Source organism: Granulicatella seriolae (assembly GCF_024543085.1).
Lineage (GTDB): Bacteria > Bacillota > Bacilli > Lactobacillales > Aerococcaceae > Granulicatella > Granulicatella seriolae.
This window is the reverse complement of sequence record NZ_JANHNZ010000003.1, coordinates 187,249-206,378: the sequence shown is the minus strand read 5'-3', so window position 1 is coordinate 206,378 and position 19,130 is coordinate 187,249. Positions and strand designations below refer to the sequence as shown.

The 19,130-nt window shown below is 35.6% G+C and carries 17 protein-coding genes; 1 reads left to right on the top strand and 16 read right to left on the bottom strand.

The genetic code is table 11. The annotated features are described in order from the left end of the window. Positions 1-83: 83 nt before the first annotated feature. The 13 genes from NPA36_RS04915 to NPA36_RS04855 all read right to left on the bottom strand — a co-directional run bounded on the left by NPA36_RS04915 (position 84) and on the right by NPA36_RS04855 (position 15,884). Positions 84-2,867: an exonuclease domain-containing protein gene (locus tag NPA36_RS04915; RefSeq protein ID WP_256944994.1), complete on the bottom strand. Its 2,784-nt coding sequence runs from the start codon at positions 2,865-2,867 to the stop codon at positions 84-86. 191 nt (positions 2,868-3,058) lie between these two features. Continuing rightward, the gene (locus NPA36_RS04910; protein ID WP_256944993.1) at positions 3,059-3,532 is read right to left on the bottom strand and encodes a hypothetical protein; all 474 of its coding nucleotides are present in this window, start codon (positions 3,530-3,532) and stop codon (positions 3,059-3,061) included. A 221-nt stretch (positions 3,533-3,753) separates the two neighbouring features. After that, complete coding sequence (locus tag NPA36_RS04905) at positions 3,754-4,971, bottom strand: CCA tRNA nucleotidyltransferase (protein WP_256944992.1); 1,218 nt, start codon at positions 4,969-4,971, stop codon at positions 3,754-3,756. Beyond that, positions 4,964-5,503: a YpiB family protein gene (locus NPA36_RS04900; RefSeq protein WP_256944991.1), complete on the bottom strand. Its 540-nt coding sequence runs from the start codon at positions 5,501-5,503 to the stop codon at positions 4,964-4,966. Before NPA36_RS04900 ends, NPA36_RS04905 begins: the two co-directional genes overlap by 8 nt. A 17-nt stretch (positions 5,504-5,520) precedes the next feature. Beyond that, on the bottom strand, positions 5,521-6,801 hold the full coding sequence (locus NPA36_RS04895) for a tetratricopeptide repeat protein (protein WP_256944990.1): 1,281 nt from the start codon (positions 6,799-6,801) through the stop codon (positions 5,521-5,523). A 451-nt stretch (positions 6,802-7,252) separates the two neighbouring features. After that, the gene (locus NPA36_RS04890; RefSeq protein WP_256944989.1) at positions 7,253-7,531 is read right to left on the bottom strand and encodes an HU family DNA-binding protein; all 279 of its coding nucleotides are present in this window, start codon (positions 7,529-7,531) and stop codon (positions 7,253-7,255) included. A gap of 185 nt (positions 7,532-7,716) precedes the next feature. Next, positions 7,717-9,030 carry a ribosome biogenesis GTPase Der gene (der, locus tag NPA36_RS04885; RefSeq protein ID WP_256944988.1) on the bottom strand — a complete coding sequence of 438 codons (1,314 nt, stop codon included), beginning with the start codon at positions 9,028-9,030 and terminating at the stop codon, positions 7,717-7,719. Positions 9,031-9,113: 83 nt separating this feature from the next. Then, positions 9,114-10,352: a 30S ribosomal protein S1 gene (rpsA, locus tag NPA36_RS04880; protein WP_256944987.1), complete on the bottom strand. Its 1,239-nt coding sequence runs from the start codon at positions 10,350-10,352 to the stop codon at positions 9,114-9,116. A gap of 154 nt (positions 10,353-10,506) precedes the next feature. Then, positions 10,507-11,730: a CapA family protein gene (locus NPA36_RS04875; protein WP_256944986.1), complete on the bottom strand. Its 1,224-nt coding sequence runs from the start codon at positions 11,728-11,730 to the stop codon at positions 10,507-10,509. After that, positions 11,727-12,389 carry a (d)CMP kinase gene (gene cmk / locus NPA36_RS04870; RefSeq protein ID WP_256944985.1) on the bottom strand — a complete coding sequence of 221 codons (663 nt, stop codon included), beginning with the start codon at positions 12,387-12,389 and terminating at the stop codon, positions 11,727-11,729. Before cmk ends, NPA36_RS04875 begins: the two co-directional genes overlap by 4 nt. 142 nt (positions 12,390-12,531) lie before the next feature. Further along, the gene (locus NPA36_RS04865) at positions 12,532-13,158 is read right to left on the bottom strand and encodes a LysM peptidoglycan-binding domain-containing protein (RefSeq protein ID WP_256944984.1); all 627 of its coding nucleotides are present in this window, start codon (positions 13,156-13,158) and stop codon (positions 12,532-12,534) included. 141 nt (positions 13,159-13,299) lie between these two features. Beyond that, positions 13,300-14,763 carry a RecQ family ATP-dependent DNA helicase gene (locus NPA36_RS04860; protein WP_256944983.1) on the bottom strand — a complete coding sequence of 488 codons (1,464 nt, stop codon included), beginning with the start codon at positions 14,761-14,763 and terminating at the stop codon, positions 13,300-13,302. Further along, entirely contained in the window at positions 14,757-15,884 is a 1,128-nt protein-coding gene (locus tag NPA36_RS04855) for a hypothetical protein (protein WP_256944982.1), read from the bottom strand. The genes NPA36_RS04860 and NPA36_RS04855 overlap by 7 nt, the downstream gene beginning before the upstream one ends. Here NPA36_RS04855 and NPA36_RS04850 point away from each other — a divergent pair. After that, positions 15,883-16,152, top strand: coding sequence for a ferredoxin (locus NPA36_RS04850; RefSeq protein ID WP_256944981.1), 270 nt, complete (start codon positions 15,883-15,885; stop codon positions 16,150-16,152). The genes NPA36_RS04855 and NPA36_RS04850 overlap by 2 nt on opposite strands. 50 nt (positions 16,153-16,202) lie before the next feature. Here the strand turns inward: NPA36_RS04850 and NPA36_RS04845 are convergent, their stop codons facing one another. Genes NPA36_RS04845 through NPA36_RS04835 form a run of 3 tightly spaced genes read right to left on the bottom strand, consistent with a single transcriptional unit; the run spans position 16,203 to position 19,108 of the window. After that, the gene (locus tag NPA36_RS04845; protein WP_256944980.1) at positions 16,203-17,657 is read right to left on the bottom strand and encodes a sensor histidine kinase; all 1,455 of its coding nucleotides are present in this window, start codon (positions 17,655-17,657) and stop codon (positions 16,203-16,205) included. Beyond that, on the bottom strand, positions 17,654-18,373 hold the full coding sequence (locus NPA36_RS04840; RefSeq protein ID WP_256944979.1) for a response regulator transcription factor: 720 nt from the start codon (positions 18,371-18,373) through the stop codon (positions 17,654-17,656). Before NPA36_RS04840 ends, NPA36_RS04845 begins: the two co-directional genes overlap by 4 nt. Beyond that, positions 18,374-19,108, bottom strand: a complete 735-nt coding sequence (locus tag NPA36_RS04835) for a pseudouridine synthase (RefSeq protein WP_256944978.1) — start codon at positions 19,106-19,108, stop codon at positions 18,374-18,376. Positions 19,109-19,130: the final 22 nt, after the last annotated feature.

Here is a 19,130-nt window from a genome sequence, read left to right as displayed (position 1 = left end):
CTCCTTACTCTCATAGTCTTCTAATCTATACTTCTACATTATAAGTGAAGAAGACTAAAAAATCAGCACTTTTTTATTTATTATCACTTTTTACCATTGTTTCTAGTAAAATCAGCAATACAATTGACCAATTGATCACTATAAATGGTGCCCATTTTTAATAATTCTTTCTTCAATACATTAGAATACATGCGTTTGGTACTACGAGAATCTAAAATCCAGATAGTTCGTTGGGCCTTTTTCCCTCTAGTAATTCTACCAATCCCCTGTTTAAGTCTCAGCATCATTTGTTGCAATGCGTGGTCAAAGAAATAAATTCTTTTTTCTTTGGCATAGTAATCGATAAAGGATTGTTCAAGAATGGAGTTAGGATTCGCAAAAGGTAACTTTGTAATAATGATGGCATCCATAACTTCTAAACCAGCATCATACCCTTCACTGAAAGAAGTTAATCCTAATAGTAAGACCCGTCTTCTTTCCTCAAAGCGTTGTTGGATTCTGCGTTTACTACCACTAATCCCTTGAGCAAGCAGAAGTACTTGTTTGTATTGATAGATGTCCGCTAGCTCTTGGTGAAGTCTACTTAAAAGCTCTTTAGACTGAACAAGTATCAATATTTTACCTCTAGTATTTTGTTCTATACTATAAATGGCACGGGTTAAAGATTGAATATAGTCATCATTCAATGAGTGATCTGCAATGACCAAGTCATCTGGCAGATAGATTGTCGTCTTTTGACTACCATCCTCAGCAGAGAATCTTAGGGTATTTTCTTCAGTAAAATTCCATAAAAATGAATTCTTAGGCAAGGTTGCTGACAAAGCTACCACTTTTTTAAACTTAGACTGAAACATCTGAGGGTACTGGTCTCGACAGTCAAGAGGGTATTTCTTACAAGAAACAAAGTTGAACGGGTCACTGTCATTAAGACTCAAAGCGACATAGTCTTCTTTCTCCAAGTCAAAAAAATTCTCCATTTGTCTTTGCAGTCTTGTCAACTCATGATATACAGCTTCCAAATAAGAAGATTCTTTGATTTCACTTTGACCCAAGCTTGTCCACATATAGATGGATGACTTATAAAAAGTCTTTTTATTAGAAGAGATAGTTTCAATTAGGTCTAGAATTTGTTCATAAATGTCAGATAAAGCAGAAAATTGAATCGATTGGACCCAATTAAGTGCAGAATAAACAGTAAAGCTTTGTCTAGTATGGTCTTGATTTTTTCTACTAGCTAGCTCTATCTCAATTCTATCTTCTACACTTTCATATAATGATTGACAGTTTCTACTCAGATCAATCATTTTTTTATTAAGTTCAAAAGACCATTTAGGTAAAGAGTTTAAAATCTGGTACTGGGCATTGGTGTGCATTTCAGCTAGTTTATCTTGCATAGATGTGATTGACTGTAATGAAAGACTTTTTGTTTGCCCATCACGAACAACTGACTCCATCTTATGACACTCATCCATTAAAAGTATCTCATTTTCAGGCTTAGCCAATGCTACATTATTGGATTGTATTAATTGCCATAGATAAGCGTGGTTGGTAACAACTATCTGACTTGCCTCAATCTCTTTTTCTATCTGTTGGAAAAAATCAAAAGAAGCAAAAGCTTTTTGATAGGATTCATTTTTACCACCAGATTGGCTATTTATTCGTTTCCAAATTTCTTCATGATAAATGACTGGATTTAGTTCATCCAGATCACCTTTACTTGTTTGTGTTAGCCAAACTAGAATCCCCATCATCGAAATTGCAGTTCGTTGGGATAATAAAAAGTTTGGTTTTTCCAATTGTTCTTTAATAGCTGCTAAAGAAATGTAATGACTTGGACTTTTTATAGAAGTTGAAGTTATTTCAACGTCGAGTTCATTTAAAAGAGGCTCAAGTTCTTTTTCCATTAATTGCTCTTGCAATAGCACCGTAGAAGTAGATATCCAAATTTTATCACTAGGGTGTCGCCTTAAATAAGAAATTGCCGATAAAAGATAGGCGAGCGTCTTGCCTAGTCCGGCCGACGCCTCAATAAACTGTATGTTCTTATCCGAGTTTATGAATTTGTCGATTGCAAGGATTAGCTCTAGCTGTTCTCCCCTATTATCGCGTTTTTCTAGTGAGATTAATTCTTGAAGACTTGTATGACTACTTGTCTCAAGGCTAGTAAACAAGCTAGAAGTATCATTGGAAGCACGATTTTGTTTTATGGCAAGGCCTTGTACAATGACCAATTCTCCATCTAACGGTTGATGTTTTTTTAGACTTGTTTCATGCGCTAAATAAAACATATCTCCTGTATTACCGATTAGGTAGTCGGAATAAGTCATACAAGCTTCAATAGTTACTAAAGGGAGTTGATAAAGTTTTTCTTGTAAGTACAAGAAAAGTTCCGCTGTTGCTTTGGCATCACTGGCAGCAGTGTGTATTGCATCGTGGGTAAGGTTCAAAAAGTCGGATAAGTCACTTAAGCGATAACTTTGGGCAGTAGGCATTAAAATTTGTGCTAACTGAACCGTATCAATCCCCTTTGCTTCAAATGGAATAGACGCCAATTCTTCAAATGATTTTACTAGAAAACTATAATCGAAGCCTAGGTTATGAGCAACAAAAACCGTACCATCTAGAATGGAATAAATTAATTCTGCTACTTCCTCAAAATATGGGGCAATGGACACCTGTTTATTGGTAATACCGGTTAATTTTTGAATGGCAGTAGGAATTGGACGACCAGGATTGATATCAAATGAATACTCCCCAATGATTTGTTGATTCTCAATTAAACAGCAACCAAATTGAATGATACGATCACCGTCTTCAAATTTTGGTCCTGTTGTCTCCAAATCAACAACTGCTATGATTTGTTTCATGGTCTCCTCCTTTTCGCCATTATTTCTTTCCTATGTGTGTATTATGTTTTAACCACTACTCATTTTATCATTATCATGCCCTAGGTCAAAGCGATAATTTATAATCTATCTATTTCTTACCAATTTTAATGGATCGGAAAAAGAAAAAAGCAACCAAGTTTTGCAATTGGTTGCTTTTCTTGTTTCTATTCTTATGCTTTAGGATAAAGATCCTTAACGGTTTTGTTTGGATCGATAACGATGAACAAATGACCTTCTTCATCAATGGTTGATGATTGGTATTCATTGTCATTTCCATCTACATCAATTGGATTGTAAGGGAAGTAAACACGGTCTGTTGTTACGATAACATCTGATTTTGGATGTTCACTATCTTTATATAAAATATCCATTAACTCGATATCGCTATATTTTTTAACACGTTCAAACATTCCAAGCTCTAATCCACCTAGATTAATATCTTCAGACATAACGTGGTCTGCTTCTGGAAGGATTTCAATTCTTAAAGAATCACATGGGTGAATTTCTTGAAACTCACTACCATTGATACGACCAAATGAAGTTGTGATTTGTTTAATCCACAAATCTCCAATCAAGCGGCGATTAATGGTCCATGTTTCTCCATTTCTAAATGTGAAACGTAAACCTGACATTACTTTTTTCATAGGACACTCTCCTTGATATTCTTCAGTATAGGGGCTTACCCTCTTCTAAAATTGTACCATTGTCAAGACTATCTTTCAATTCATTTCTTTTATTCTTAGCTAAGTAGTCTCATTATCAAGTCTAAATGGCTAAAAGGAGTCAAAGTACTATGGTGCTAGGCAAAAAGTCTTTTTTAGTTACTATTCAAGTCTGGAGACTCAACTTATGCATAGTCTATCGATTAATGATACAAGTTTTTGATAAAGTCAGCTGATAAAAGATAGTCTTGTAAATCTTCCTTAGTATTTTTAACTTCTTGATTTAGAACAGCATTTTTTAGATAGGTTAAGGATTGGCCAATGATTGGACCACTCTTCTTTAAGTTTAATAGCTCTTGAATGTCCTTACCGTTAAAAGCCAGCTGTTTCAAGGATTCAATAGGTAGTTCTTTATAGACATTTTCTAGAAATTGACTTTCATCTTGATAGCCCAAGGATGGTAAAAGTGCTTCGACTTCTAAGGATACGTGCAATGGATGACTAAAGGCCATGAAAAAGTTCCATTTTCTTGTAAATCGCTCATGTAGCAAACCTAAGCCTGCTTGGGTTTCATCCAACACCTTATTGGATAATTTCCATGCCTTTAAAAAGGGTCTTACATTCTCCGAATGAAAACCAAGATAATGACACAATAAAACCCACGCTTGGAAAGTGGATAATTGTGGAAATGTATTTTCAGAAAACGACAAAAGATTTTCTTTTTGGTCAGCAAGCTTTGGACAATACTCATAAAGTCCAGTATCTACCAATAGTTTTATGGCTCTATTTCGAGCAGGCCCCACCAGTGTTTTAACCCATTCTACCTGAATACGTTCAACAGCAACATGAGAAAGGTTGGCTTTTAAGAGGCGAATTGCCTCAATTGTTTCTGGGTCAACCGCAAAGTCCAACTGTGACACGAATCGAATAGCCCGAAACATCCGTAAAGCATCTTCTGAAAAACGCTCTTGCGCTAATCCCACAGACCTTAACAACTGCCTAGCCAAATCTTCTTGGCCACCAAAGTAATCAATCACCCTATCATCAATGCTTAGTGCTAAAGCGTTAATAGTGAAGTCTCGTCTCTTTAAGTCCTCTTCCAAAGATCGGACAAAAGATACAGAAGAAGGATGCCTAAAATCCTCATAATTACTTTCTGTTCGGAAAGTGGTAATCTCATAGCCCACTCCTTGCTCATAGACAAGAACAGTTCCATGCTCTATACCAACATCAAACGTTTTAGTAAAAATGGCCTTTATCTCAAGTGGCGTCGCACTAGTAGCAATATCTACATCAGATACTGGTTTGTTCAAAAGCGAATCCCGTACCGCTCCACCAACAAAATAAGCTTCATAACCGTGGTCAATAATTTTTTGGATAATTGGTTTTGCTGCTATAAAAAGAGCTGATGATTCAATCATGTATTTTTTTCTCCATTTCATTTAATTGTTGAGTAAAGTACATAAATGCCTCTTTGTCTCCTTTTTCTAGAGCCTGATCAATTTTTCCAATCAGTTGGTCCTTGACCAGATAGTCTTGGAAGTCCTCTAACTCCGAATCCACCATGTCAACCAGTGTCTGTGAGAAGTCGTCATAGGGGTTACTTTCGATGACCCCGAAAGAAACTAGAGTTTGATAGGATTGTTCAAAACGCAATTCTAAATAACACGCTTCTTTCCAATTTAATCGGATATCATGAAAAGCTTGTTCAGGATTGTCGAATTGAACTTGGTTTTTAAAATAGACAAACGATTCGCTGGCAGGAACAGTTAAGTCAAATCGCATTCCTCGAGGAGTTTTCTCCACATGTTCCACAAAATGGATTTGTTTCAATAGTAGTTCATGGTTTAATAAATAGTTCAAAATCCACAAAGACTCTCTTCTTTGTAGACGATAGTTTTTAATAAACCAAGCAATGAATTTCTTTTTGGCCTCAAGTGTTGGATTAAACATGTAACAGGGTCACCTTCTTACTCCTCTTCAAATAGTTGTTGTCGTAAGTCTAATATTTCTTGATTCAAGGGTTCTAAAATAAGCGCATGATCCAATAAGGCCTTAGCCTTTTGAATCTCCCCTTCTTCTCTCAGGAATTTCGTATAACTCTTGATAAAATCTATAGAGTCTTTTAAATACTCCTCAGCTTCTTGATAGCTCTCGTAAGCTGCTGAATAGTCCTCTACTGCTTCATAGGCTTGTGCTTGGAGGTACAGTAACATTGGATCAAAAATATTGGCTTGTAAAGTCACCTCAATAGTGGCTAATGCTGTTTCAAAGTCATCGTACTTCATCAAGAGCATAATATATTCAATAACCGTATCAACACTTTCAGGATCCATGTCCATAGCTTTTTTCGCCGCTTGGATTGCTGCTTCAATATTGCCTAGAGCATAATAATTTTTTGATTGGATATCATAGGCTAAAGCTGAAAACGGGCTTAATTTTATAATCTCTTCGATGGTTTCATTAGATTTTTCAAAATTCCTTTGCAAATTAGCAATGATTGCTAACCCATGAAGTGCATCTAAGGAGTCCGGTTCTTGCATTAGCATATGACTATAGACTTCAAGAGCTTTCTCATAATTTTTTTGTTGAAGATAGCCTTGTGCCAAATCAACCAAAAGATTTGGATACAATTGGTCAAGATTTAAATCCTCTATCAATTCTTCTACGGCTTGGTAATCTTCTTCTATCAAATACGCTTGAATCAACCGTTGAAATGCTTCATTATGTCCTGGGCTATCTTGTTCTAAGGCAATATAATCTTTTAAAAAAGTAATTGCTCTTGAAATTTGCCCCATTTCTAAGAGGAATAATCCTAAGTAAAAATTGACCTGGGGTTCATCAGGTGCTAGCTCCTTGGCTTGTAGTAGCTTTCTTTCTGCAACATCTTCATAGCCCTGTTGTAAGTATATAGCTGATTGAGCCACTAATACAGCTGGGTAATTAGGATCAGTATCAGGAATATCAAACAACAAAGACAAGGCTTGATCGAATTCACCCTCATTAATAAACAACTCAGCTAAACGAATCGTCCACATGGATTCTTGTGGCTCAAGACTTGCTAATAACGTATACGCTCTTCTAGACTCTTCATAAAACCCAATTTCATATGAATAATCAGCCAAATCAATTAATTGGTCCATTTGCTTGCTAGCGTCAAATTCTTCAAAAAAATTATGATACAGTTGATACACTTTTTCAATGTCTTGGACTTCCATGGATTCTTGAATTTGTTCAGTGATAGTATTCATTCGTTTCTCCTTCTATTTTTGCTATTCATTCGTCGGCCAGAACATTCAATAATAGCTTTCATCATCACATACTTCTTACCCTATCATAGCATTTGAACAACATTTTATAAACTAAAATCCCCTGTTTAATTCCATAGCGTAGAAAATTGGCTAGATAAAAGTTTTTATTATCATAAAATCAAAAGAGTTTCCGATAGCTGTATCAGAAATAAAGGTGTATAGCATAGCTGTCGCACAGTAGCTGTTTCGACTTTAGTCGATTACAGATACGTAGACAGCTAAGTCGTGAGACCTTGGCTCACGGCGGTGCCACCTTTTCGATTTCTGATACAGCTATCGGAAACTCTTTTGTTTTGTTATAATACGGACTTTCTTTGCCCCGTCTAACAAATCAAAAAAAGACTTTAATTCCTAATTAGATTAGGAATTAAAGTCCAAAAGATCATTAAAATTATTTTTTAACTGCATCTTTTAAAGCTTTACCTGGTTTGAATGCAGGAACTTTGCTTGCTTCGATTTGGATTTCTTCACCTGATTGAGGGTTACGTCCTTTACGAGCAGCGCGTTCACGTACTTCAAAGTTACCAAAACCGATAACTTGTACTTTTTCACCAGCTTGTAATGCTTCTTGAATTACTTCGAACAACGCGTCTACAGTAGCAGTTACGTCTTTCTTAGTGAAGTCTGTTTTCTTAGCAATACGATCTACTAATTCTGCTTTATTTGCCAATTTAGTTTCACCTCCATTTTCTAAAAAGAAAATTCATGGATCTTGAATAAACAAGTCATGACAACATTCCGTCTTGAGTGGTCCAAAACTTCATATTGGAAATCAACCATCTGTGATTTCTAACAAAGTATACCATTCAAAGAAAATACTTTCAACGATTTAGCCGTGAAAATGTTGATATATCCTTATTTTCTCTTTCTTATAATCATGTGAATAGGCGTTCCCATAAATCCAAAAGAAGCTCGAATTCGATTTTCTAAAAATCGTTGGTATGAAAAATGCATCAATTCTACATCATTTACAAAAACAACAAAGGTTGGTGGTTGTATAGCTACTTGAGTCATGTAATAGATTTTTAAGCGTTGCCCTTTGTCCGTTGGCGTTGGATTCATGGCTATGGCATCCATTAGGACATCGTTCAAAATAGAAGATGAGATACGTTTTGAACGCACTTCATGAATCTCTTTCAATAATTCTGGGATTTTATTTAAGCGTTGCTTAGTTTTAGCGGAAACAAACAAGATTGGTGCATAGGCTAAATATTGAAATTCTGCACGAATGTCTTCCTCAAAGTCTTTGAAAGTAGAGTTATCTTTCTCTAAGGTATCCCATTTATTTACTAGAATAATAACCCCTTTTCCAGCTTCATGGGCGTACCCTGCAATTTTTTTATCTTGTTCTTGAATACCTTCCTCAGCATTTAGCACCACACAAACAATATCTGAACGTTCAATGGCTCTCATGGCACGCAAAACACTATATTTTTCTGTAGATTCAAAAACACGTCCTTTTTTACGGATACCAGCAGTATCAATCATTTGGTAGATATTGCCTTCTTGGTCCACAAATTCTGTATCAATGGCATCTCGAGTAGTACCAGCAATATCAGACACAATAACCCGTTCCTCACCTAACATAGCATTGACCAGGGATGACTTACCAACATTCGGTCGCCCGATAAACGAAAAACGAATAATATCTTCTTCTTTTGCATTTTCATCTTCTTTAGGAAAGACTTTAACTGCTTCATCAAGCAAATCTCCTAGGCCTAGTCCATGGCTTCCCGAAATTGGAAATGGTTCTCCAAATCCTAAAGCATAAAAGTCAAAAATATCACTTCTCATTTCAGGATTATCCACTTTATTTACAGCTAACAAAACAGGTTTTTTGGTGCGGTACAATAGTTTAGCAATATGCTCATCCGTTGTCGTGACACCTTCTCTAACACTAGTCAGAAAAATAATCACATCAGCTTCTTCCATAGCAATTTCTGCCTGCATTTTGATATTTGACATAAAGGGTTCATCAGTTACATCAATTCCCCCAGTATCAATCACATGAAATTTGTGTCCAAGCCATTCTCCGTCTGAGTAGATACGGTCCCGAGTTACTCCGGCAACATCTTCTACTATAGAGATTCGCTCACCGACAATACGATTAAAAATTGTTGATTTACCAACGTTTGGTCTTCCAACGATGGCTATGACAGGATTCGTCATCTTAAAACCTCCTTACATTCTTTCAGATAAAACGGTCTGGAACAATCGTTCCAGACCGCTAATCCATCATTATTGTTGTTGTTTTATTCTTGGTCGTCCGTTACAAAATCTGACAATTGATCTCCTAAACGATCCGCTAATGAAAAAGTACCTTCATCAGAGTCGGTATTAGGAATATACTCTTCTTCAACTTCAACCACTGGTGCTTCAGGTTTTTCTTCAAGGGCTTTAATACTTAAAGAAATACGTTGTTCACTTGGTTGCACATCTAAGACTTTTACAGAAACAGTTTGTCCTTCTTGTAAAACTTCATGTGGAGTTGCGATATGTTTATGAGCGATTTGTGAAATATGAACCAGTCCTTCAACACCTGGATACAATTCAACAAAGGCACCAAAACTAGTCAAGCGTTTAACAATTCCTTCTAAAACAGAACCAATTGCTGCGCGTTCCTCAATATTATCCCAAGGTCCAGGCAAGGTATCTTTGATAGATAGAGAAATTTTTTCATTTTCTTTATCTACAGAAAGGATTTTAACAGTGACTGTTTCTCCGACAGTTAGAACATCACTAGCTTTTGCAACATGGTTATGAGAGATTTGTGAAATATGAACTAATCCATCAACACCACCTAAATCGATAAATGCTCCGAAGTTCGTTAAACGAGCAACTGTACCAGTAACTGTGTCCCCAGCAACTAACTCTTCTAAGATTTCTTGTCTTTTAGCAGCTTTTTCTTCGGCAACGATTTCTTTGTGTGAAAGAATTAAGCGATTTTCACTAGGTTCAATATCCACAATCTTGAATTTGAGTGTTTTGCCTTTGTAAGATGAAAAATCTTCTACAAAATGGTCTTCCACCATAGATGCAGGCACAAAACCACGAATCCCAGCATCAACCACTAACCCACCACGAACAACATCTGTTACAGGTGCTTCAATAATTTCTTTGTTATCAAATTTCACTTGAATTTCATCCCAAACTTTCTTGGCATCTATACGACGTTTAGAAAGTAAAAAGCTTCCATTCTCTTTGTCTTTAATTTGTTTGATAACAACTAACTCAACGACATCTCCAATATTTAAGATATCCGTAATGTTCTCAAAAGGTGTTGCAGATAGTTCATTGAAAGGAATAACTCCTTCAACACCACCGCCAACAATTCCAACAATAACTTGTTTATCTTGTAGAGATAAGACTTCACCTTGAACAAGGTCCCCAATTTGAACATCCCTAACAATATTCAATGCATCTTGCATTGTTTCTACTGTAGATAGATTATCTTGTTCTACTACTTCGTTTTTTGCTTCAACATCTGACATTTGCTTTCCTCCTATTTGAGCCACTATCTCATTTATTAAATAGTAGAATGGCCAAACAATGAAGACGTTCAAGCATCTACTACATTACTATCTAAATAATATCATTAAATCCTTGATAATTCTACTATTTCAAACAATTCAAGGCAGAAACCTATTATTGAAATTCTTCTGGTACAACTTCTTTAAATTTTTCATACATTAAATCTTTGGAAAAAGCTTCTCCATGGTCATGAATTCGGTGTCTAGCTGCCAAATCATCAGGATAATCAGCTAATGGGTAAACTTTATAACTATATTGATTTCCTAAATCACCACTACCTTCAATTTGATAGTGCGTCACAAATGGGATGGCCTTGGCGTCTTCAATAGTCCACTCACCCGAAGAGGTTTCAACAAAGTTTGCGGAAAAGCCATAATCCAATAAATTATACGTTTCGATCATATGACTGATAAAGTTTCCCAACGAATAAATCACCAAGGTTTTATTGCCTGAGCTACCCTCAACCCATTCAATCGGTTGAATCACATGAGGGTGAGAGCCAATGACTAAATCTACCTTTAAATCAGCAAAGAGTTGAGCAAATTCTTTCTGAATCTCATTAGGGATAAAGATATTTTCGTCACCCCAATGCGCCGAAACAATCACAATGTCAGCCTGTTCTTTCGCTAAAGTGATGTCTCTAGTCATGATTTCTTTATCAAAAGTATTTAGTCGATAATCTGTATCTGATATCCAGCCATTAGTCGGTTCTGTATAGGCTAAAAAGGCAATTTTTACATTATTTCTTTCGATAATAGGAATGGTATCTCGGCTTTCTTGACTAATAAATGCCCCTGTTGCCAAGGTATCTGGGAGTTTTTGGTAGACTGAAACGGCATGCTCTACTCCGCTAGGTCCTTGATCTAAAGTATGATTGTTAGCAATATTGACTAGATTAAAACCTATTTGTTGGAAGTCAATAGCTACTTGACTAGGTGAATTAAAGATAGGATAGTTGGTAAATTCCCTATCATCTCCGCCAAGAATGGTTTCCTGATTGTAATAAGCTAAATCAACCTTATCTACATAAGGTTTAACCAACTCATAAATAGGAACAAAGTTGAACTGCTTATCCATTTGACCATCTAAAGAATCAGCGTAGTGGATAATGGGTGAGTGCAACAAGTTGTCCCCCACAGCAAAAATGGATACTTGCCTTAAGTCTTGACTAGTGGATTTTTCGACCTCTTTTTGACTCGAACTTTCCACAATCGAAGTAGAACTTTGACTTGACGACTGGCTATCTGTTCCAGCAAAAGTTTGTTTAATAATTAAAAATAAAGATAGTATGCAAACAACAGAAAAAACCACTACAAATGGTAGTTGATATTTTTTCACTCCATCACCTCTTCAATAAGATTAGAAATTTTATCTACCACTTCTTCAATCGTTAAATAACTGGAATCCAATTCTATAGCATCATCTGCTTTTTTCAATGGAGATTCTGTCCTCGTAGAATCTAAGTAATCACGACGTTTTAAGTCTTCCAAAATTTGTTCATAACTACTTTCAATATGCTTATCAAGATTTTCCTTGTAACGTCTTTTCGCTCTAACTTCTGCAGAAGCGATTAAAAAGATTTTGATATCGGCATTTGGTAAAACTACTGTACCAATATCTCTACCATCCATAATAATTGACTCCTGTTCAGCAATCTCTCTTTGTCGCCTAACCATTTCTTGACGAATATATTTGTGAGCTGAAACAGCTGAAACAGCGTTGGTTACTTCGTTGTTGCGAATCTTATTGGTAACATCTTTGTCATTTAAGAAGACAGATTGTCCCTTAGATCCTGTTTGAAAACTAATCTTGATATTTTCTAAAGCTAGGGAAAGACTTTCTTGATCATTAATATCAATCTTATGTTCCAAGGCATATAAAGTAATCACTCGATACATTGCCCCTGTATCTAGATATGTAAAATGGTATTTCTGAGCTAATCGTTTGGCTATAGTGCTTTTTCCTGAAGAAGATGGTCCATCAATTGCAATTTGCATAATTCACCTCAAAGTATTTTTAGTTCTTTAAATCATTCAGTCTCATAAAAAAACAATATATACAAAAGGTCCAAATGGCTTTCTAAACGAGAAAGTCATAAAAGTTTTGCATATATTGTTTATTCTAGTTGGGATTAGTCCATTATTGACTTACTTTTAATTCCATACCTACAAAAATCTCATCTGACGTTAGTCCGTTAATTTGTTTTAACGTTTCTAAATCCATGCCATGATTGATGGCAATACGATACAAGTTATCATTCGCTTTTACAGTATAGGTTGTGTAATTGCCACTTGGGGTTGAAGAACTTTCCACTGGTGGCGCTACAGAAGAAGACTCAACTACACTTGAAGATTCCACGACACTACTACTTGAAACCACTGCACTACTCGCACTTGATTCACGAATAGAAATGGATGTAGTTTCAGAACTTGATGCACTACTTGAAGCAACAGAAGATGAGTCAATTTCAGAAGAAGCTTTTGAACTCATGACTTGCTCTGCTGTTTTTGGTGTTGGAGTTGTATTAGCGCTAGTCCAAAACCAAGTAAAGAAAATAATTGGAAAAATAACAATCGATAAGAATACTACTAAAAGAACTCTAGTTAAAGGAGTAACGGATTGCCCTTTAGTATTCCTTGCTGTTCTTGAAAATTGTCTGTTGTTATAATTTTCATCTTCTCCAAATTTGTGAGACCAAGGTTGGTCGCTATTAGTATCATTTTGGTTAGTATCATTTTGGTTGTTATCGTCAAATTTATCGCTCATATTATTTCCTCCTACAAGAGAATCTTAAGCTTTAGCGAACCTACTTCATTTATACTTGAAGGCATGATTATTGCTAAAGTATTTCAAGATTATGTCTTTATCATTATGTCCCTACTATTGTAGCACATTTAATAAAAAAAACTATGCAAAATCTGAAAAATTAATTAATCGTTTAAACTTTTCTTTCCAGTCAAAAAGATTATCTTTCAAATCCTTATTTTTTGAACATTCTGTGCGAATTAAATCTGGCTCTTCTAGTATATGACGACTCAAACAGATGCTACAAGATTGACATGGCCTAGCCACACCTATAGATATCGTTGAAAAGTATTTTTCTATTTGTCCATGGTAACAGCTATTTTCGAAAGCAAAAGTTTCAACAAAACCAATTTGGTTGATTTTATTTTGGTAGTGCCGTTCGAAGAATTGGTTGGCTTCTTGATGTGGTAAATTTTTCTCTGCTGCCAAGTTCAATAAAACTTTCTGTGTGGAGCTAAGAGAACTATCCTGATCCCAAGATTTTTTACCAGACTGATAGAGTTGCCCTAATCTTTCAGGATTAAACTCATAAGATAACATCTGTCTCATCGTTACTACATCTTCTGAATCAACCAAACTGATGGCCTGGCTCTTTTCTCCATCTCGTCCAGCCCTGCCAATTTGTTGTACATAATCTTCTAAGTTTGATGGCAAGCGGTAATGAATAATGCTCCTAATGTTATCTTTATTAATGCCCATACCAAATGCACTAGTAGCACAAATAATATCAATCTCATCAAGTAAAAATTGCTGTTGAATAGCCTGCCTATCACTAGTGTTACGTTTAGAGTGGTAGGAGTCAACTTGATAGCCCTTTTCTTGTAAGAATAATTTGGTTTCTTCTAGTAGTCGAATACTTGGAAAAAAGATGACACTTGGAAAAGAAACTTTTTTAATCAATTCCAATAAAGCACCTGGCTTGTCCTCCTGCTTACAAGAAATTAATTCTATATATTGCTGACTATCTTGTCTAGGAGATTGATGAATAAACATTTCCTCAAGCGACAAGTTTAAAGAATGACAAATATCAATAACTACTTCCTTTTTTGCGGTAGCAGTTAAGGCCAAGCTTAAAGGATTGTTGAGATTTTTTCGAACAATTCCTAATTTAGAATATTCTGGTCTAAAGTCATAGCCCCATTGAGAAATACAATGTGCCTCGTCTATAACAAATAAGCCAATCTCCAATCTCTTTAATTGTTGGATGACTTTGTCTTGATAGAGCATCTCAGGAGAAAAAAATAAGTATTGGTATTTTTCAAGGTTAGAAAATATAAAATCCTTTTCTCTTAAGGTCAGCTGGGAATTAATAGCTATGGCATTACGAATACCAAGCTTTTGCAATTGATGGATTTGGTCCTGCATTAAAGACAGCAAAGGCGAAACAATAACCACTCTCTTATGGCTATACTCTCCAAAATAAAGGTAGATCAAAGATTTCCCACCGCCAGTCGGTAAAATGGCTAAGGAATTTCTGGACATAAATAAGTTTTCTAGAATTATATCTTGATCGTTGCGAAAAGAAGAAAAACCAAATCTTTTTTGTAAAAATTCTACATCTAACAAGAGACCCTCTCCCTCTCTTCTTTAATACAAATAATTTGACTTAAACGATAGACTAAAAAATTAGGTAATCGAAGTGAATCAAGAGGTAAATCTTTTTCAAAGTCATCAAATGACGTATTCGGTTCTCGACTGATAATATCTAAGCCTGCTTGTATAAGTTTGTTATTTTCAGCTGGTTGACCAAGAAATAAGATTCGTCTAGCGACTGTTGCTGGATAGATTAATGCAAGCTCAATAAGATGATCGTTAACCGTACTCTCTTTCAAATACCTAGATTTGGCAATTCTTGAGATTGGACTACCATGTAAAAAGGCTAAATAGCTCTCCTGACTACTTCTAGAACTTAGACCCTGTCTTTGAATAAGAAAGGTTAAAAAAGAGAAAAAAAGAGGATAGATGTCTTTTTGATCAATCATTTCTTGAATGAAATAGACCCAAGAAATTCTATCAATATAGTTTTCATCTTGCATCCCCTGTTCATTCAGCATCAACATTCGTTGTTCTCTAGTAGCGGGAGCAACTTGAAATCCGGTAAAATAACTTAAAAAAAGAACATTAAATACTGGCTCTTCTTCATCTAGAAAACCCCATAATTCTTTAGCAATTTCTCTGCATAGCTGTTCAAACGTCACCTTATCTTTTTTACGCCTACTTGCTAACCATGATTTGCACAATTGTTGAACCCAGCTATTGTTAGTCGTAGGACTAAATTTCTTTTCTTGGAAGGATGTCTGGCTTACAATTTGAACTAGTAAAATCGTTGCTTCCTTGATCAGAGCTAAAGACTCATTGTTCATTAAAGAGAGCCCATTCAAGTACTTATAAGAAAAAATAGATAAGTCCTCTGTTAGAGCTGGCTGTTTCTTTGCATACAGTTTCCCCTCTTTGACGTCAAGATAGCCCAAAGAAGTCATTTGTGATATGATATTTTCAAACTTATCTTTCTCTAGCTCAGGTAGGCAAGCAAAATATTTTTCTAGATGGTGTTTCAGTGCAAAAAATAAGACTGAGGTCGTTCGCTTCCCTTTTAAGAGATGGAATAGACTTGAAGTCCTTAAATTCAAGACTTGATGACTAGATTCCCATATAGAAAATTCCAACAAGGAGCCTGATTCACTCATGACACAATCCCCTTCCAATTCACATCAATCGCTTTATACTTATGTAGAATGTCCAGAATGTATCGCCTGTGGACTCTGTGAGCTACGAGCCAAAAATATATTTAAATACACAGAAGATGGACTAGCTTATGTATTTTCAGATAAGAATACAGGCACACTGCCGATTAAAAGCCAAGACATCGAAGCTTTCAAATCTGCCTACCGTTCTTGTCCTACAGGTGCTATTAAAAGAAGTAACCAACCATTTGATAAAGACACACTGGTCTAATCTTTTTAGAAAATGACCTAGATGGATTTTTTATCAGATAGTTGGTTGACTCATAGCAATTCAAAAGAGGATGATTCAGCATCTTTTTCGAATAGATCATCTTCATGGCTTAGGTAAGAAACAATTGGTAGTTTGATAAAAAACTGCGTTCCCTGCCCTATGACTGAATGGACATCAATCGTACCCTTATGTTGATCAATCACACTCTTTACAATAGAAAGGCCAATACCAGAACCAGCAGACTTATCTAATTCCCTTGACTTATCACTCTTATAGAACCGCTCAAATATAAATGGCAAATCTTGCTCACGAATTCCATTACCATTATCGGAAATGACAATTGATGTATGTTCAATCTCAAAGTCATTTTTTACGGTGATGGTTATTTCTTTTGTTGGTTTGCCATTAATAGTGACATAACGAATAGCATTATCAATCAAATTGAACAAGGCTTGATGTAGTTTTTCTTCATCAATAAAAATGGTATCAGATTTAGGAGCAATATCGATTGTAATGCTAAAGCTTTCATGTTGAAGAATACCCTTAAAACGATTGACCAAATGATCAAAAAATTCTTTGGTGGAAACTTCTTTCAATTTAACCGATAAAATACCACTTTGCATTTTGGATAGCTCCAACAATGAGTTTACTAATTTAGCCATTTCTGTTGCTTCATCGTTGATAATTCTAGCCATCTCATTTTTTTCTTCTAGCGTGGCAGCCACATCATCAAGAATAGCTTCACTATAGCCTTTTACCATGACCAAAGGCGTCCGCAAATCATGAGAAACATTGGAAATAAAATCTGTTCTTAATTTTTCTAACCTATCTTGCTCCGTAATCTCATTTGCAATTAGAAAAATCCCTCTAACCTTTTGTTGATCTTCGTGAAACAAGGGAATCATGGTAACAGAAAAGTTCTTTTGTTCCAACTGTAGCTTGAAAAAAGTTGTCTGTTGTGTTTGAAAAATATGCGTAATTCTTTTTTCTAATTCAATAGGTAAGTTAACTTGGTAATCTACTAGAGATTGGTTCCCCCACAAGCGTAAAAAGTCAACTCCATTACTATTTTGAAATAGCACTGAAAAATCTTGACTAATAAAAGCAATGGCTGTAGGTAAGTTTTCCAAGATATGTCCTAACATTTCTTGTTTCTCATGGTTACCAATTCGATTGATCTGTAAAGACTTGCCTAACTTATTCATAGCCAAACCTAGTTCTAAGAATTCATTTTGTGAACTAAAGACAACCTTGTGTTGAAAATCATTTTGAGAAAAACGAAAAGCAATATCCGTCATCTTTTTAATCGGGTCCGTTAGCCAGCGATTTAACACTACATAGAAAGCTACATAATAGACAATCATAACCAAAATAAAAGGAATAATAAAATATATTCCTTTTGTATCAGTTTGATAAAATGCAGAAATAATGATAAACAGTGAGAAAACGGAGACGGCTACATTGATAATCCAGATTCGGAAAACAATGGCATCTAATTTTTTCATATTTTACGGCTCATCTCATGTGGTGAAAAGCGATATCCTTTCCCCCAGACGGTTACAATCATACGTGCAGCCACTTCAGATTCAACTTGCAATTTTTCACGCAACCGTTTGATATGTGTATCAATGGTCCGTAGATCCCCAAAATATTCATACCCCCAAACTTCTTTTAGCAATTCTTCTCGGCTGAATACCTGTTCTGGCGACTTAGCAAGATAATAAAGCAAGTCAAATTCTTTTGGTGTCAAGCTGATTGGGATACTATTGGCTAAGATCAGTCTAGAATCTGGGAAGATTTGTAAAACTTCATGATTGATATTTCCTTCTTCAACTCTGAAATTATGCTTATTTACACGGTTCATAAGAGATGAAATTCTTAACATAACTTCTCTAGGGCTAAATGGTTTGACAACATAATCATCTACACCAGTTAAAAATCCTGTGATGCGATCATTTTCCTCTCCCTTAGCTGTAATCATAATGATTGGAAGGTCTCTTTTATCAGAGTCTCTAACCATTCTAGCAACTTCTATACCGTCAATACCCGGTAACATGACATCAAGAAGCACCAAATCATAATTACCCATTAATATCATTTCTAAGGCATCTTCACCCGACTCCGTTTGTTCGGTCTCGTATCCATCTTTTTCCAAATAGAGTTTTAACAATCGCCTAATGCGCTCTTCATCATCTACAATTAATACTTTTCCTAAAGACATTTAGCTCTTCCTCCCATTATTACTTGCTATTTTTACTAATTTTTCAACTTCGTAACCCTTTAAAATACGCCATTCTCCCGATTGTAAATGGTCTAACGTTAGAAAGCCAAATGACTCTCTTTTTAATTTTTGAACAGGCAATTGAACTGCTTCAAACATTTTCTTGACTTGATGATTCCAGCCTTCATGTATGGTTAGCTGCACCAATCCCGTCTGCTTCGCCTCATTGACTGACATAATTTTTGCGACAGCTGGAGATGTTTTCTTTCCATCAATAACAATGCCACGCTCTAGTTTTCGCATCAATGCTGGTGTCGGTATTCCTTTAACTTTAGCGATATACGTTTTATCTATCTGATGTTTTGGGTGCATCATCAAATTAGCAAACTCGCCATCATTTGTCATTAGTAATAGTCCACTTGTATCAAAGTCTAAACGTCCTACTGGATATAGTCTAGTTTTTATAGATTGAAAATAATCTGTCACCACTGGTCGACTACGATCATCGGATACAGAAGATAAGACATTTTTGGGCTTATAAAAAAGATAGTAGACAGGCTCTTCTTGATAGATAGGGACACCATCTACTTCAATCACATCTTGCTTACTAACTTTATAGCCTAGTTCCACAACTTTGACTTGGTTAACCGTGACCCTTCCTTGTTTAATCAATTCTTCGCATTTTCTTCGAGAGTCTACTCCAGCATGCGCCATAACTTTTTGTAACCGCTCCAAATACCTGACCTCCTAATTGTAA